A 15580-nucleotide genomic window follows, 5' to 3' on the forward strand; every position below is an offset into this window, starting at 1 on the left:
AGATAAAAATAAGTTAAGTGTAATATCCTATCCGTTGCCGTAATCCGCATGATTGAATGATGCCGTCTGAAAAGATTGAAACTTTCAGACGGCATGGCTTATTCGAGAAGCATGAAACTGTGCGCAACGAGTAGTCACACGAAAAAATCCGACAAGGCCGTCTGAACGGCACAAACCGCCCTGTTTTCCCCTGCGTTTCAACGGCTCAGGCGTTCTCTCAACAAAAATATGCAGCAAAAGGCCGTCTGAAACACGTTCAGACGGCCTGATGACACAAGGTTTATTTTCAGATGACGGCAGTCACACCCTGCGCGTTATCGTCAGCTTGGAACTGGGCGGTTTCGGCCGCATAAGCCGCAGTATCCGCCAAACCTGCGCCGAAGCTTGCCCCGGAAGCAGGCAGAATGCTGTTCAACGCGCTGTCAAGCGAACCTGCACCGCTGTCGAGCAGGCCGTCTGAAGCACTGTTGTCGGCGGCTGTCTTAACAGGGATATTGTGGCCGTGAACAACCACTTTGTTCTCTGCGGAAGCCGCTACAATGTTGGTTGAACCGAATGAAAGCGCAAGCGCGGCAACCGGTTCTGCAGAAGGCGCACCGATGAGTTGGGCCAAATCGGCATTGCTCAGCGTACCGTCGGCGAACTCGAAGCCGGTTACGGCTGCGCTTGCATCGGCGGTTTGGTTTTTCACGGTCAGCGTATCGCCGGTAGCGGTTACGGTAATTACCCAGCTTTCGCTGCCATCGGCCTCTTGCACGCTGTTCACGCTCACATCGGCCTTGTTGATGCCGTCGAACTTAACTCTGTTGCTGCCTTGCGTATCGACTACGGTATCTTGGCCATCACCTGTTCCGAAACGGTAAACGTCGTTGCCGGCACCGCCTTCGAGCCGGTCATCGCCTTTGCCGCCGTCCAACGTATCGTTGCCGTCCAAGCCTTTCACGGTATCGTCGCCTGCGCCTGCTTTGATGACGTTATCCAAGCTGTTGCCGGTAATTTTGTCGTCAAACGCCGTACCTGCCACGTTTTCGATAAAATCGGTTTTGGCCGTGCCGGAAACGGTGGTAACGAGCTTGTCGATGTCACCTTCCAGAATCGGACTGATTTGGCCGGGCGTGCGGTCGGCTGCGCTTGTATCGGCGACTGCGGTACCGTCAAATGCAATCGGTTCGAGTGCGGCAGTATTATAGATACCGCCGAATCCGATGGCGTGGGAAACGATTTTGTGGTTGATGACAAAATTTTCCCACTGTGTTTGACGGATCATATTGAGATAGCTGTTCGGCTCGCCGTCTGAAAGGAACATGGAGAAGTTATTGCCACCCTCATGGAATACTTTGCCGCGACCGCTCACAAATGCCGTTTCAGCAGCATCAAGGGCAACATAGTAATCCGTACCGCCCCAAGCAGACAGGCTATTGATGGCATTCACCGCATCTACTTTGTTCATCCACGCATTTACGCCGTTAAACTCAACGTAGCTGTAACCGTCAAAGCCGATTACGCGGATGGCAATGTCGCCGAGCTGGTTGTATTTTTCAATCAGCTTGATGACGGCATCTTTGGCATTCTCCATACGGTTATCCCAGCTCATGCTGCCCGAACGGTCGATAATCAGCATCAGGTTGGTTTTATCTCCGGCACTGCCTGCTACGCCGTGGCTGTCGGATGCGCCGATTTGAATGGTGGTATCGGTGCCGATACTGCCTTTAAACTGGCTCAAATCGATTTCCGCACCTTGGTTAGCGTTACTTAAAACGATGGTGTCGGTATCTTGGTTGCTGCCGCCGTCGATAATGGTTTTCTTGCCGGTACCGTTAATCACGAAGATGTCGTTACCGTCTTTGCCTACCAATACATCGTCGCCGTTCACACCGTCTAAGGCATCATGGGTGCTGCCGCCTTCGATGTAGTCGTTGCCGTCTGAACCGTCCAGAATGGTAACGGGATTGTTGCCTTTGGCCACGCCGTCTGACAACAGGTCTTTGTAAGGCAAATCATTGATTTCACCGCGAACGGCAGTATCGTCGCTGGCAGAAATAATGCGGTCGAGTACTTCGGCGCTGCCTATTGCGGATGAGCCGTCTGCATTCACCACTTTGACTTTGCCGGCTACCGAATGGTCGGCAGTCAGTGCGGTAGGTTCGGTAAAGCGCAGCGTACCGTTGCCGCTGATGATTTCAACACCGTTCAAAGCAGCCAGGTTTTTCACTTCGATAACGACGTTTTTGCCGATATCCAACTGTTTAACGCCGTTTAGCTGCTGGTCGCCAAGCACTACAACTTTTTCCGCACTTTCTTCTTTAACGCGCAACGTGCCTACGCTGTCTCCGCTTACGGAAACGCCTGACAATTGGTCAGCCGCAAGCGTAACATCAGACGGCATATCGATTTTTTCGATGCTGTCCAACACGGCTTTGCTCAAATCGGTCGTACCGAATACATACAGCGTATCGTTTCCTGCACCGCCGCGGAACACATCGCCTGCGGTAACTTCTGCGTAATCGGTTCCCTTCAAGCCGGCAAGAGATTGACCCAAAACGGTGTCGTAGGCTTTATTGGCGGATTTGCTGCCTGAGGTCAAATCGCCTACCGCAATCAGGGCATCATCACCGTCGCCGCCGTCGGCAACATCCACGCCTTTGGCACCACGCAACGTATCGTTACCGCCCAAGCCGTTCAAAGCTTCGTCTTTTTCCGTGCCTTCCAAGCGGTCGTCGTTTTCCGTGCCGTTAATCACATTTCCTTGCGGCTTCAGCAGACCTGCCGCCATTGCCAACTCGACATTGCTCAAGAGGCCGTCTGAAAACTCGAAGCGGGTTACTGCCGCACTTGCATCGGCGGTTTGGTTTTCGATGGTCAGGGTATCGCCAGTTTCTTTGAGTGTAATCACCCAGCTTCCGTTGTTTTCGCTCACGGTTACATCACCGGCGGCAATGCCGTCGAAGCGTACGGTATTCGTGCCTTCGGTATCGCGGACAACATCATTGCCGTAGCCTTTGGCGAAAACGTAAGTATCGTTTCCGGCTTGGCCGCTCAATAAGTCATTACCCGCGCCGCCATCGAGAACATCGTTACCTTTGTCGCCGTGGATATGGTCATTGCCTTTTTCGCCGTATAAAACGTCATTGCCTTCGCCGCCGCCGATGTGGTCGCTGCCTTCGCCGCCGTATACGGTGTCATTGCCGCTGCCTGCGTTCAGACGGTTGTGTCCGCTGTTGCCGACCAAAACGTTATCGGAATTGTTACCTGCCGCGTAAATATTGGCATTGCCCGTCAGGGTAATGTTTTCCACATTTTGCGATGCGGTATAGCTGACGCTGCTGTAAATGGTATCGGTACCTTGGCCGCGTTCTTCGATTACGGTGTCGGCTGCATTGTCTACGTAATAAACGTCGTCGCCGGCTTGACCGCGCATGGTGTCTTTGCCTTCGCCGCCGTCGAGAACATCGTTACCGTTGTCGCCGAAAATGTGGTCATTACCTTTTTCGCCGTATAACACGTCATTGCCGTCGCCGCCGCCGATTTGGTCGCTGCCTTCGCCGCCGTATACGGTGTCATTGCCGCGGCCTGCATTCAGGCGGTTGTGTCCGCTGTTACCGACCAAAACGTTGTCGGCGTTGTTGCCTGCCGTGTAAATATTGGCACTGCCTGTCAGGGTAACGTTTTCCACATTTTGCGATGCGGTATAGCTGACGCTGCTGTAAACGGTATCGGTGCCTTGACCGCGCTCTTCGATTACGGTGTCGGCTGCATTGTCTACGTAGTAAACGTCGTCGCCGGCCTGACCACGCATGGTGTCTTTGCCTTCGCCGCCGTCGAGTACATCGTTGCCCTTGTCGCCGTGGATATGGTCATTGCCTTTTTCGCCGTATAAAACGTCATTGCCTTCGCCGCCGCCGATGTGGTCGCTGCCCTCGCCGCCGTATACGGTGTCATTGCCGCTGCCTGCGTTCAGACGGTTGTGTCCGCTGTTGCCGACCAAAACGTTGTCGGAGTTGTTGCCTGCCGCGTAAATATTGGTATTGCCGGTCAGGGTAATGTTTTCTACATTTTGCGATGCGGTATAGCTGACGCTGCTGTAAATGGTATCGGTGCCTTGCCGCGTTCTTCAATTACGGTGTCTCCAATACCTGCTATATGAAATGTGTCGTCTCCCTCTCCCCCGTATATGGTATCCAAGCCTGAAAGGCTGTGAATGATATCGTTGCCTGCTTTCCCATAAATAACGGTAGCGCCTGAACTACCATAAAGTACATCATCGTTAGATGTTCCGTTAATCACAACCGCATTATTTTGAGCGTTTGAATTGACCGCATCCATTTAATTCTCTCCTTAATTAATTCTAAAGACGATAATCACCTAAATAACGTTAACTGATAACGTTAAAAATATACTAATCTATTTTAGAAAAATTAAGAATATTATTGAAAAGTAAAATTAAATTAAGTAATTGTTAATTTAATTTATTAAATGCATTTGTAATTTACATCATTACATAAGCATTAATCCATAAGCATTTCAATCCTGCATATTTTTCTTAATATGCTTATTGATTAATTATATGGTATATAATTTTTTGAGTTATGAATGAACTTGTTTGATAAATCAAGGTTTATGACAGAATTAATACAAAGCCCGCCTTGCGTTCTAATAGATTCTGGCTGTCAAAGTATATTTACCGAAAGAATATTTAAATTGCAATTACGCAAAGAGGCCGTCTGAAACAAACGGTTTCAGACGGCCTCTCAGATATATTTCAACTGCTCAAACATCCTGCCGCGCTTCGCAACTGGCATCCAACGCCACCCAGCTTTTGCCGCCGGGCAAAACGATTTCCGACACCAGCCTGTCCATATCTTTCAAATAAGTATCCGCCTGCGGGCTGTTGATCATCACCACCACCACTTTCGGCTGCTCGCCCAACCAGTAGCCTGCCAAGGCGCGCACGTCTTTGAGCGTACCGGTTTTGAGCACCAGTTTTTCACCGGCCTGCTTCAAGCGCGTTTTCAGCGTGCCGTCCACACCGGCCATCGGCAGCGTGCCGATAAATTCGTCTTTGTAGCCGCTGAAATAGGCTTTTTCCAGCAACTGACCCATCATTTTCGCCGTGAGCCGCTCTTTGCGCGACAAACCGGATCCGTTTTCCAAGACCAGATGAGCCGTATCCACGCCTGCCGCACCCAATTCCAACTTGACGGCCGAATCGGCACGCCGCAGGGCTTCGTGCAAATCTTTCGATTGCCCCAGTTTCAGAAACACCGAACGCGCAATCAGATTATTGGAAAACTTGTTCATGTCCGCCAAAATCTCACTCAACGGCTTGGATTGCAGCGTAGCCAGCGTCTTGGCGTCAGACGGCGTGACCGCCACTTTCAGGCCGTCTGAAATCGTGCCGCCGGCGGCACGCCATTGGTTGATAAAGCTGCGGCGGGCGAAATCCTGCGATGTCAGCATGTTCACATACAGGGCTTCGCTCAGGCAGGTTTCCGGCACATTGCCGCTGATGACCAACGCACCGCCCGTATAGCGGCCGCGCATATAGCGGCTGATGGATTTGCATTCGGCAGTTGACGGAACAATCGTGGTTTGGTTATCGAGCCTGATGTCCGGCAGCGGCGGATTGGTCGTCCACACCACATCACCCGCAGGGTTGCGTTCGGCCTTGACCGCCACCACTTTATACGCCAAGCGGTTGGGATCGGGCGGCGTCATATAGGTTTCGCCCGCATCGGCGGCAAATTCCTTGCCGTTTTTCACTTCGCCCCACAAGCTGCGGTCGAGCACTAGCTGCCCTGAAATTTTGCGGATACCTTTGTCGCGCAACTGCTGCTGCAAGGCAATCAGCCCGTCCTGATCGAGTACCGGATCGCCGCTGCCCTCCCAATAAATATCGCCTTCCAGCGTATCGCCGTTTACCGGCGCGGGGCTTTTGAAATCTGTCGTCCAGCGGTAATCCTTGCCCAAGGCCTGAAACGCGGCAAATGCGGTCACCAGCTTCATCGCCGAGGCGGGATTGACGGAAACGCCCGAGCGGTGGTCAATCAGAACCTTGCCCGTTTCCAAATCCTGCACGTAAACCGAAATTTCATCGGCACGGATTTTGCCGAAATCCAAAGCCGCCGCAGACAGCGGCAGCATGCAGAACAGCAGTGCGGCAAGGGTTTGGGAAAATTTCATGATGCGGCTTCAGCAATAACTCGAATCCGCTATTATAAAACAAGGCCGTCTGAAATTCACGGATACCGCCCCCAAACATCATCCAAACATCATTTATTCAAGGAAAACACCGGCCTGACTTTCAGGCCGTCTGAAACCGAACATCGTTTTCAGACGGCCTCACGACCGAATATACATGGTTTGGCAACATGCCGAAAAAATCCGTTCCGCTCCGAAACAGACGGCCGCAACCGCCATATGGCAAACGCATCCGCCAATACCGAACCACAGTAAAAAAACATAATAAAATTATCGCATTGGACAACCGATTAAGGTTCAAAAAAAACCAAACAATACCTAATAGGTTATAATCCGTTTTCCTGTTTTCAGACGGCCTGCGGCAAAAGGCCGTCTGAATCTCCACTTTCCCAACGGCCTTTTATGATTCCTTCCGATTTCATAGACGAACTGCTCGCCAAAGTCGATATCGTCGATATTGTCGACGAGCATGTACCGCTGAAAAAAGGCGGTGCCAACTACATGGCGTGTTGTCCGTTCCACAAAGAAAAATCGCCGTCGTTCTCGGTAAGTCCGACGAAGCAGTTTTACCACTGTTTCGGCTGCGGCGCGCACGGTTCGGCCATCGGTTTTATCATGGAATATCAGGGCTTGGCATTTACCGAGGCGGTGCAGTATCTGGCCGACCGCGTGGGCATGACCGTACCGAAAATACGCGGGCAGAACGACAACCCCGAAGCCCGCGCCGAGCGCAAGAAAAAGCAGCAGACGCTGGAAGAAACCACCGCCGCCGCCGCTTCGTTTTACGCGCAGCAGCTCAAGTTTCAAAAACCGGCGCAGGATTATCTGTCCGGACGCGGCCTGAGCGCGGAAATCATCGCCCATTACGGCTTGGGCTACGCACCCGACGGCTGGCAGCCGCTGGCACAGGTGTTCCAGCCCTACCCGAATACCGCCCTGGTCGACAGCGGCATGGTCATCGACAACGAAGGCAAGCATTACGACCGCTTCCGCCATCGGATTATGTTCCCTATTCGAGACCAACGCGGTCAGGTCATCGGCTTCGGCGGCCGCGTGCTGGACGATTCCAAACCGAAATATCTCAACTCGCCCGACACGCCTTTGTTCGACAAAGGCCGAAATCTCTACGGCCTTTACGAAGCGCGTGCCGCGGTGAAAGAAGCCGGGCGGATTTTGGTGGTCGAAGGCTATATGGACGTGGTGGCTTTGGCGCAGTTCGGCATCGGTTACGGCGTGGCTTCGCTCGGCACCTCCACCACCGCCGACCATGTCAAAATCCTGATGCGTCAGGCCGACAGCATTTATTTCTGTTTCGACGGCGACGCCGCCGGTAAAAAAGCCGCGTGGCGCGCGCTGGAAAATGCCTTACCGCAACTGAAAGACGACAAATCGCTGCATTTTCTGTTCCTGCCCGAAGAACACGACCCCGACAGCTACATCCGCGCTTTCGGCAAAACCCAATTTGAAGACGCGCTGCTGAACCAAAGCAAACCGTTGTCGGAATATTTCTGGCAGCACCTTTCAGACGGCCTCAACCTGAATACGCAGGAAGGCAAGGCGGAACTGGTGAAAACCGCCGCCCCGCTGCTGGCGCAGATTACCGCTCCCGCGCTGAACTTTTTGCTGAAACAGACACTCAGTGAACTGGTGGGCATCGACCCTTCCAATCTGGCGCAACTGCTCGGCCAAGAAGCCCCCAAGCGGCATGTGAAGCAAAAAAGCTACAAACTGCCGCAGGAAACGTTCAGGCAGCCGCAAATGCTCACTTTGGTGCAGCGGCAAATCCGCAGCCTCTTGATAAATCCGGATTGGGCTGCATATATAGACTTGCCCGAATACCTCGCGCTGGAAGGCGATTTTGCCTGTTTGGCCAATTTGGCCGAAACCGTCAAAAGCTTTGCCCAGCCGCCCAGCAGCGCGCAGATTTTGGAGCACATGCGCGGCTCGCCCTACGAATCCGCGTTGAACCAAATCTTCCAATCGACCCGCCATGCCGATGACCAAGTGGCGGAAGACAACGGAGAAGCCTACCAGGCCGAATGCGAAAATTTCAAAATCGGCATGAAAAAGCTGTTAAATGAGTTAAAATACAGCCAAATCGAATCGCTGAAGCAGAAAAATGCGCAAAGCGGTTTGAACGATTACGAAAAGAAACTTTTGGTATCTTTATTGATGTCCAAAGCGAACTAAACCCGAATTCCCGTCAGGCCGTCTGAAAACATTGTCCCATGCTGCGAACCGGATAAAGCGCAGAACACCCGTTTTCTAAAAGTTTCAGACGGCCTCGGCATTGATTGCCCCTGTTCGGGCAATATGCCGCTCCGCCCTCAGGTGCAGACCGCTGCAAACCGTCGGCATTGTCCACTAAACAATGAGAAACCTATGTCTAAAAATCACGAAGAATACCAAGATCAAGACGACGGCCGCCCGCTGACCGTCGAAGAGCAACGCAGCCGCCTGCGCCAGCTCGTCATCATGGGTAAAGAGCGCGGCTACATCACCTACGCCGAAATCAACGATGCGCTGCCGGACGATATGTCCGATGCCGACCAAATCGACAACATCGTCAGCATGATTTCCGGCTTGGGCATCCAAGTCACCGAGCAGGCGCCCGATGCGGAAGATATTCTCCTAAGCGACAACGCCGCGGCCATTACCGACGACGATGCCGTCGAAGAAGCCGAGGCCGCCCTCTCCAGCGCGGATTCCGAGTTCGGCCGCACCACCGACCCCGTGCGTATGTATATGCGCGAAATGGGGCAGGTTGACCTGCTGACGCGCGAAGACGAAATCATCATCGCCAAAAAAATCGAAAACGCGTTTAAAAACATGGTGCAGGCCATTTCCGCCTGCCCGGGTTCGGTGGCCGAAATTCTGGCCTTAATCGATCAAGTGCGCAATGACGAAATCCGCGTTGACGAAGTAGTGGAAGCCATTATCGACCCTAACGAAGTATTGTTGAACGAATTGGGCTTGGGCCACTTGGAAAGCACTTCTTCCGAAGAAGCTTCAAGCAGCGATGACGACGAAGACGGCAGCGATGATGATGAAGACGACGGCGATGACGACGGTGCAACCGACGCCGACAGCATGTCTGCCGCCAATTTGGAAGAGCTGAAGCAGAAAGTGCTCGAACACTTTACCCAAATCAAAGCCGACTATGCCGAAATGACCGCGCAATTGGCCAAGCACCACAGCCGCCATCCCGATTATCTGGCTCACCGCGACGCCATCGCCGGCAAATTGCTGGAAGTACGTTTCGCAACCCGCCAAATCGAAAACCTGAGCAACAACCTGCGCGGCCGCGTCGAACAAATCCGCAGGCTGGAACGCGAAATCCGCGACATCTGCCTGGAACGCGTGCATATGGAACGCGAATATTTCGTCGACAACTTCCTGCCCAACATTACTGATCTTAACTGGGTTGAAGAAGAAGTCGCCAAAGGCCGCGTATGGAGCGACGCGCTCGACCGTTTCCGCCATGCCATCATTGAGAAGCAGTCTGCTTTGGCCGATATGCAGAAAGAAACACAAATCTCGATTGAAGAGTTGAAAGAAATCAACAAAAACATGGTCGCCAGCGAACGCGAAACCGCCGCCGCCAAGCAAGAAATGATTCAGGCCAACCTGCGTCTGGTGATTTCGATTGCCAAAAAATACACCAACCGCGGCTTGCAGTTCCTTGATTTGATTCAGGAAGGCAACATCGGCCTGATGAAGGCGGTAGATAAATTCGAATACCGCCGCGGCTATAAATTCTCCACTTACGCCACATGGTGGATCCGCCAAGCCATTACCCGTTCGATTGCCGACCAGGCGCGCACCATCCGTATTCCGGTACACATGATTGAAACCATCAACAAGATGAACCGCATTTCGCGCCAATACCTGCAGGAAACCGGCGAAGAGCCTGATTCCGCGAAACTGGCCGAACTGATGGAGATGCCGGAAGACAAAATCCGCAAAATCATGAAAATCGCCAAAGAGCCGATTTCGATGGAAACGCCGATTGGCGACGACGACGATTCGCACTTGGGCGACTTCATCGAAGACGCAAACAACATCGCGCCGGCCGATGCCGCCATGTACTCCAGCCTGCACGAAGTCACCAAAGAAGTGTTGGAAAGCCTGACGCCGCGTGAGGCCAAAGTGCTGCGTATGCGTTTCGGCATCGACATGAACACCGACCATACGCTAGAAGAAGTCGGCAAGCAGTTTGACGTCACGCGCGAGCGCATCCGCCAAATCGAAGCCAAAGCCCTGCGCAAGCTGCGCCACCCTACCCGCAGCGACCGCCTGAGAAGCTTCCTCGACAGCGAAGACAACAAGCAGTAAAAATCAAAAAACCGCAGGTTTTTCTGACCTGCGGTTTTCTTTAACTCCAGTCTTTTACCTGTCAAAAGGCCGTCTGAAAAATTATTTTCAGACGGCCTTTTGCTGCCGCTCAAACCGTTTGCTCGCGCCGTTGGAATGTACGGTATTTCCGCCACAACCAAAACACAATGACGAACAACACCGCCACCGCCAAAAACGGCAGAAACAGACTCAATGCCGCCATTACCGCGGCCATACCGGTTTCGGCAACCGAGACGACAGGATTGGCCAAACCTGCCGTCGTTGCCGTGCTCGCCGCACGCGTGGTCGCGTTCACGCCCTTAATCGCCGCAGCCGCACCGCCGCCTGCGATAATCGCCAGCGTCCAAGTCACCGCGGGACTCAAATCCGCCGTAGTGGAAGCCATGACCGCCGTACCGGCCAGCCCCGCCAGCGGTACCGCCAGCGTGTCCAGCAGATTATCGACAAACGGAATCAGGTACGCGCCAATTTCGACCACCGTTGCCACGCCCAAAATAATCAGCGCCGGCGTGGAAGAGAGCCATTGGAAATTTTCATTAACCGGCCACAGCCCGAAATATGCCGACAAACTCAGGGCAAACAGCGGCAGAAACACGCGGAATCCGGAACTCGCCGCCAAACCTATGCCCAGCGCGATGCTTAAAATCGTGGTGAAAGTCATGATACTCGGTTTCAAAACAAAAGAAGCCATACTATACGCGCAAACAGGCCGTCTGAAAAACGAATCGCGCATTTTCAGACGGCCTGAGACCTTTGCAAAACCCCGGATTTGAGTACAGTTCGAAGTTATAGCAGCACAGAAAGCGCAGACATATCATTTAGATAGGCAAGCTTTCGAGCAGCGCATAACGAAGAAATGTGCCAAAGATGGGGATTTTGCAAAGGTCTCGGCCTTTTGCGCTTGCGTGCTTTTATGCGGCCATGCCCTACCGCCGATGCCGGTGTTTTGTCCGCAAATCCGCGCAGGAACAGACCGAAATATTTGCGGAATCAATATTAAATCCAGAAATGGATACCTGCCATACCTACTTTAGTAGGTAGTATTTTTTTATTCCGATGAAATAACACGACCGTCTGAAAATAAATTTCAGACGGCCTGTTGCTTGGTTCTTGCCGATTTGCGCACCTTTTTTCTTGGTAGGCAGATTGATGCCGTTCATTCGCTGTTACTTTCCTACGCACCCTGATACCGCCGAAAGTAGGAAATCCCTACCGCTGTTTTATCCCCTCCTGCCATGCTTTAAGCGCGTGGCGGTTTTGCACCTCACGATTTATATTGCTAATCGACAATAAAACATCCGGCAATCACCGCCAGTGAGGACACGACCATGAGCCACTTTTTAGACCGATTGAAATTTTTTACCCAAAAACACGAAACTTTTGCCAACGGCCACGGTGCCACCACCACGGAAGACCGCAAGTGGGAAAACGCCTACCGCAGCCGCTGGGCGCACGATAAGGAGGTACGCTCCACCCACGGTGTGAACTGTACCGGTTCGTGTTCTTGGAAAATCTTTGTGAAAAACGGCCTGATTACTTGGGAAATCCAGCAGACCGATTATCCGCGCACCCGTCCCGACCTGCCGAACCACGAACCCCGCGGCTGCCCGCGCGGCGCGTCGTTCAGCTGGTATGTTTATTCCGCCCAGCGCGTGAAATATCCGATGATGCGCGGCGTGTTGGCCGAATTGTGGCGCGAGGCGCGCAAAACGAAAGATCCGATCGAAGCATGGAAATGGATTGTGGAAGACCCTGAGCGGGCGAAATCCTATAAAACCCAACGCGGCTTGGGCGGCTTCGTGCGCTCGAATTGGGACGAGGCCTACGAGTTGGTGGCCGCGGCCAATGCCTACACCATCAAAAACTACGGTCCCGACCGCGTTATCGGTTTCTCGCCGATTCCCGCCATGTCGATGGTCAGCTATGCCGCCGGCGCGCGCTATTTGGGCTTGATCGGCGGCGTACCGCTTTCGTTCTACGACTGGTATTGCGACCTGCCGCCTGCCAGCCCGCAGGTATGGGGCGAACAGACCGACGTGGCCGAGTCTGCCGACTGGTACAACTCGAATTACCTGATGGTGTGGGGTTCCAACGTGCCGATGACGCGCACGCCCGACGCCCACTTCTACACCGAAGTCCGCTACAAAGGCACGAAAACCGTGGCCGTATCTTCCGACTTCGGCGAAATGGCGAAATTCGGCGACATCTGGCTCGCACCGAAACAAGGCACTGACGCAGCCTTGGCGATGGCGATGGGTCATGTGATTTTGAAAGAATTCCATCTCGACAAGCCGTCTGAATATTTCCAAGACTATGTCCGCCGCCTGACCGACATGCCGATGTTGGTGCGCCTGAAAGAAGACGGCCAAGGCTTCCAGCCGGAATACTTCCTGCGCGCGTCCGAACTGGACGGCAATTTCGGCGAAGAGAAAAACCCCGATTGGAAAGTATTGGCTTGGGACGAAATTTCAGACGGTCTCATGGTGCCGAACGGCTCCGTCGGCTTCCGCTGGGACGGCAGCCAGAAATGGAATCTGGAAACCCGTGCGCAAGGCCAAGACGTGAAAGCGGCTCTGAGCCTGAAAGAGCGTGCCGATGACGTGGTCAACGTCGGTTTCACCTATTTCGGCAGCGACAACGATGAGCTGATTTACCGCAAAGTGCCGGCCAAACGCGTCCAGCTGGCCGACGGCAGCACCGCGTTGGTGGCGACCGTATTCGACCTGATGATTGCCAACTACGGCGTGGATCACGGCTTGGATGATCCGAACGCCGCCAAAGATTATTCCGAAGACAAACCCTACACCCCTGCCTGGCAGCAGAAACATACCGGTGTCGATCCGAAGCTGGTGATTCAGGTGGCGCGCGAGTTCGCGCAAAATGCCCACGACACCGAAGGCCGCTCGATGGTGATTCTCGGCGCGGGTCTGAACCACTGGTACCACATGGACATGGCCTACCGCGGCATCATCAACATGCTGATGATGTGCGGCTCCATCGGCAAATCCGGCGGCGGCTGGTGCCACTATGTCGGTCAGGAAAAACTGCGTCCGCAATCGGGCTGGACACCTTTGACTTTCGCGCTCGACTGGCACCGCCCTGCCCGCCAGATGAACGGTACGTCGTTCTTCTATGCCCACACCAGCCAATGGCGGCACGAAAAACTGGGCGTGGACGAAATCCTTGCCCCGGGCTTCGGTGACAAAATGCCGAACATGTCGATGATTGACTACAACGCCAAAGCCGAACGCATGGGCTGGCTGCCTTCCGCGCCGCAACTGACGCAAAACCCGCTCGATGTCGCGGATGCCGCCGAAGCCGCAGGCGTGAATCCGGCCGATTTCGTGGTCAACGGCCTGAAAGACGGCTCGCTCGACATGGCGTGCAACGACCCCGACAACCCGAAAAACTTCCCGCGCAACCTGTTCGTATGGCGTTCCAACATTCTCGGTTCATCCGGCAAAGGCCACGAATATTTCCTGAAATACCTGCTCGGCACGCAAAACGCGGTGTTAAGCGAGGAAGAAGACTGCATCAGGCCGTCTGAAATCACCGTGCGCCCTGCGGTGGAAGGCAAACTCGATTTGCTGACCCTGCTCGACTTCCGCATGAACACGACCTGTCTCTACGCCGACGTGATTTTCCCGACCGCGACCTGGTACGAAAAAGACGACTTGAACACGTCCGACATGCACCCGTTCATCCACCCGCTGACCGAAGCGGTGCAACCCTTGTGGCAAAGCAAGTCCGACTGGGAAATCTACAAAGGCCTGGCGAAAAAATTCAGCGAAATCGCCAAAGATTATCTGGGCATGCGCAAAGACATCGTGCTGACCCCGCTCATGCACGACAGCCCGCAGGAAATGGGGCAGCCGTTTGATCCGAAAGACTGGAAACACGGCGAATGCGATCCGGTTCCGGGCAAAACCATGCCGAACATGACTGTGGTCGAACGCGATTACGGCGCGATTTACGAAAAATTCACTTCCATCGGCCCTCTGCTGGAAAAAGTCAACAACAACGGCAAAGGTTTGGCATGGCAGACCGGCCACGAAGTCGAATTCCTGCGCAAACTCAACGGCGTTCGTAACGAAGGCGCGGGCAAAGGCCAGCCGAAACTAGAAACCGCCATCGATGCGGCCGAAATGATTCTGACGCTTGCGCCGGAAACCAACGGCCACGTGGCGATGAAGGCATGGCAGGCCTTGGGCAAAGCCACCGGCCGCGACCATACGCATCTGATCGCCGCCAGCGAACACACGCAAATCCGCTTCCGCGACATCGTGGCGCAGCCGCGCAAAATTGTGTCTTCGCCGATTTGGTCGGGCGTGGAAAGCGAAGAAGTCTGCTACAACGCCGGCTACACCAACGTGCACGAACTGATTCCGTGGCGCACGATTACCGGCCGCCAGCAGTTCTACCAAGACCATCATTGGATGCGTGCGTTCGGCGAACATTTGTGCGTGTACAAACCGCCGGTCGATTTCAAAACCACGCAGAAACTCTTGGGCAAATATCCGAACGGCAATCCGGAAATCACACTCAATTTTCTCACGCCGCACCAAAAATGGGGCATCCACTCCACCTATTCGGAAAACATCCGCATGCTCACGCTCTCGCGCGGCGGCCCGCACGTTTGGGTATCCGAGATTGATGCGAAAAAAGCCGGCTTGGTCGATAACGACTGGGTGGAAGTGTTCAACGCCAACGGCACCATCGCCTGCCGCGTCGTTGTGAGTCAGCGGATTCCGGAAACCATGATCCTGATGTACCACGCGCAGGAAAAAATCGTGCACACCCCTGCCGGCGAAGTGTCGAAAAAACGCGGCGGCATCCACAATTCCGTGACCCGCACCGTGTTGAAACCGACCCACATGATCGGCGGCTACGCGCAACAGGCCTACGGTTTCAACTACTACGGAACCGTCGGCTCCAACCGCGACGAATGGGTGATTGTCCGCAAAATGAACAAAGTGGATTGGATGGACGATCCGGCCTGAAACTTTTCAGACGGCCTTCCCGAAAC

Annotated in this window: 7 protein-coding genes; 3 read left to right on the forward strand and 4 right to left on the reverse strand. The window is 53.8% G+C overall.

Annotated elements, in window-relative coordinates; genetic code table 11:
* Positions 1–286: 286 nt before the first annotated feature.
* The 3 genes from ACM67E_RS09030 to dacB form a co-directional block, all read right to left on the reverse strand.
* Complete coding sequence (locus ACM67E_RS09030; protein ID WP_416192767.1) at positions 287–4087, reverse strand: calcium-binding protein; 3801 nt, start codon at positions 4085–4087, stop codon at positions 287–289.
* Positions 4048–4323 (reverse strand): hypothetical protein, encoded by a 276-nt coding sequence (locus tag ACM67E_RS09035; protein WP_416191121.1) that lies wholly within the window; start codon positions 4321–4323, stop codon positions 4048–4050. The genes ACM67E_RS09030 and ACM67E_RS09035 overlap by 40 nt, the downstream gene beginning before the upstream one ends.
* A gap of 444 nt (positions 4324–4767) precedes the next feature.
* On the reverse strand, positions 4768–6180 hold the full coding sequence (gene dacB, locus ACM67E_RS09040) for a D-alanyl-D-alanine carboxypeptidase/D-alanyl-D-alanine-endopeptidase (protein WP_416191122.1): 1413 nt from the start codon (positions 6178–6180) through the stop codon (positions 4768–4770).
* Between the two features lie 420 nt (positions 6181–6600).
* Here dacB and dnaG point away from each other — a divergent pair, with 420 nt between their 5' ends.
* Entirely contained in the window at positions 6601–8388 is a 1788-nt protein-coding gene (gene dnaG / locus ACM67E_RS09045) for a DNA primase (protein ID WP_416191123.1), read from the forward strand.
* A gap of 192 nt (positions 8389–8580) precedes the next feature.
* Entirely contained in the window at positions 8581–10533 is a 1953-nt protein-coding gene (gene rpoD, locus ACM67E_RS09050; RefSeq protein ID WP_416191124.1) for an RNA polymerase sigma factor RpoD, read from the forward strand.
* A gap of 109 nt (positions 10534–10642) precedes the next feature.
* Here rpoD and ACM67E_RS09055 read toward each other — a convergent pair whose 3' ends face one another.
* Entirely contained in the window at positions 10643–11215 is a 573-nt protein-coding gene (locus ACM67E_RS09055) for a DUF4126 domain-containing protein (protein WP_416191125.1), read from the reverse strand.
* Between the two features lie 667 nt (positions 11216–11882).
* Here ACM67E_RS09055 and ACM67E_RS09060 point away from each other — a divergent pair.
* The gene (locus tag ACM67E_RS09060; RefSeq protein ID WP_416191126.1) at positions 11883–15554 is read left to right on the forward strand and encodes a nitrate reductase subunit alpha; all 3672 of its coding nucleotides are present in this window, start codon (positions 11883–11885) and stop codon (positions 15552–15554) included.
* Positions 15555–15580 lie beyond the last annotated feature (26 nt).

It is taken from the genome of Neisseria sp. CCUG12390, from assembly GCF_047837985.1.
Classification (GTDB): Bacteria; Pseudomonadota; Gammaproteobacteria; order Burkholderiales; family Neisseriaceae; genus Neisseria.

Coding starts and splice junctions, on each gene's coding strand:
- ACM67E_RS09035 (WP_416191121.1), bottom strand. CDS start 4,323: ATGGATGCGGTCAATTCAAACGCTCAAAATAATGCGGTTGTGATTAAC.
- dacB (WP_416191122.1), bottom strand. CDS start 6,180: ATGAAATTTTCCCAAACCCTTGCCGCACTGCTGTTCTGCATGCTGCCG.
- dnaG (WP_416191123.1), top strand. CDS start 6,601: ATGATTCCTTCCGATTTCATAGACGAACTGCTCGCCAAAGTCGATATC.
- rpoD (WP_416191124.1), top strand. CDS start 8,581: ATGTCTAAAAATCACGAAGAATACCAAGATCAAGACGACGGCCGCCCG.
- ACM67E_RS09055 (WP_416191125.1), bottom strand. CDS start 11,215: ATGACTTTCACCACGATTTTAAGCATCGCGCTGGGCATAGGTTTGGCG.
- ACM67E_RS09060 (WP_416191126.1), top strand. CDS start 11,883: ATGAGCCACTTTTTAGACCGATTGAAATTTTTTACCCAAAAACACGAA.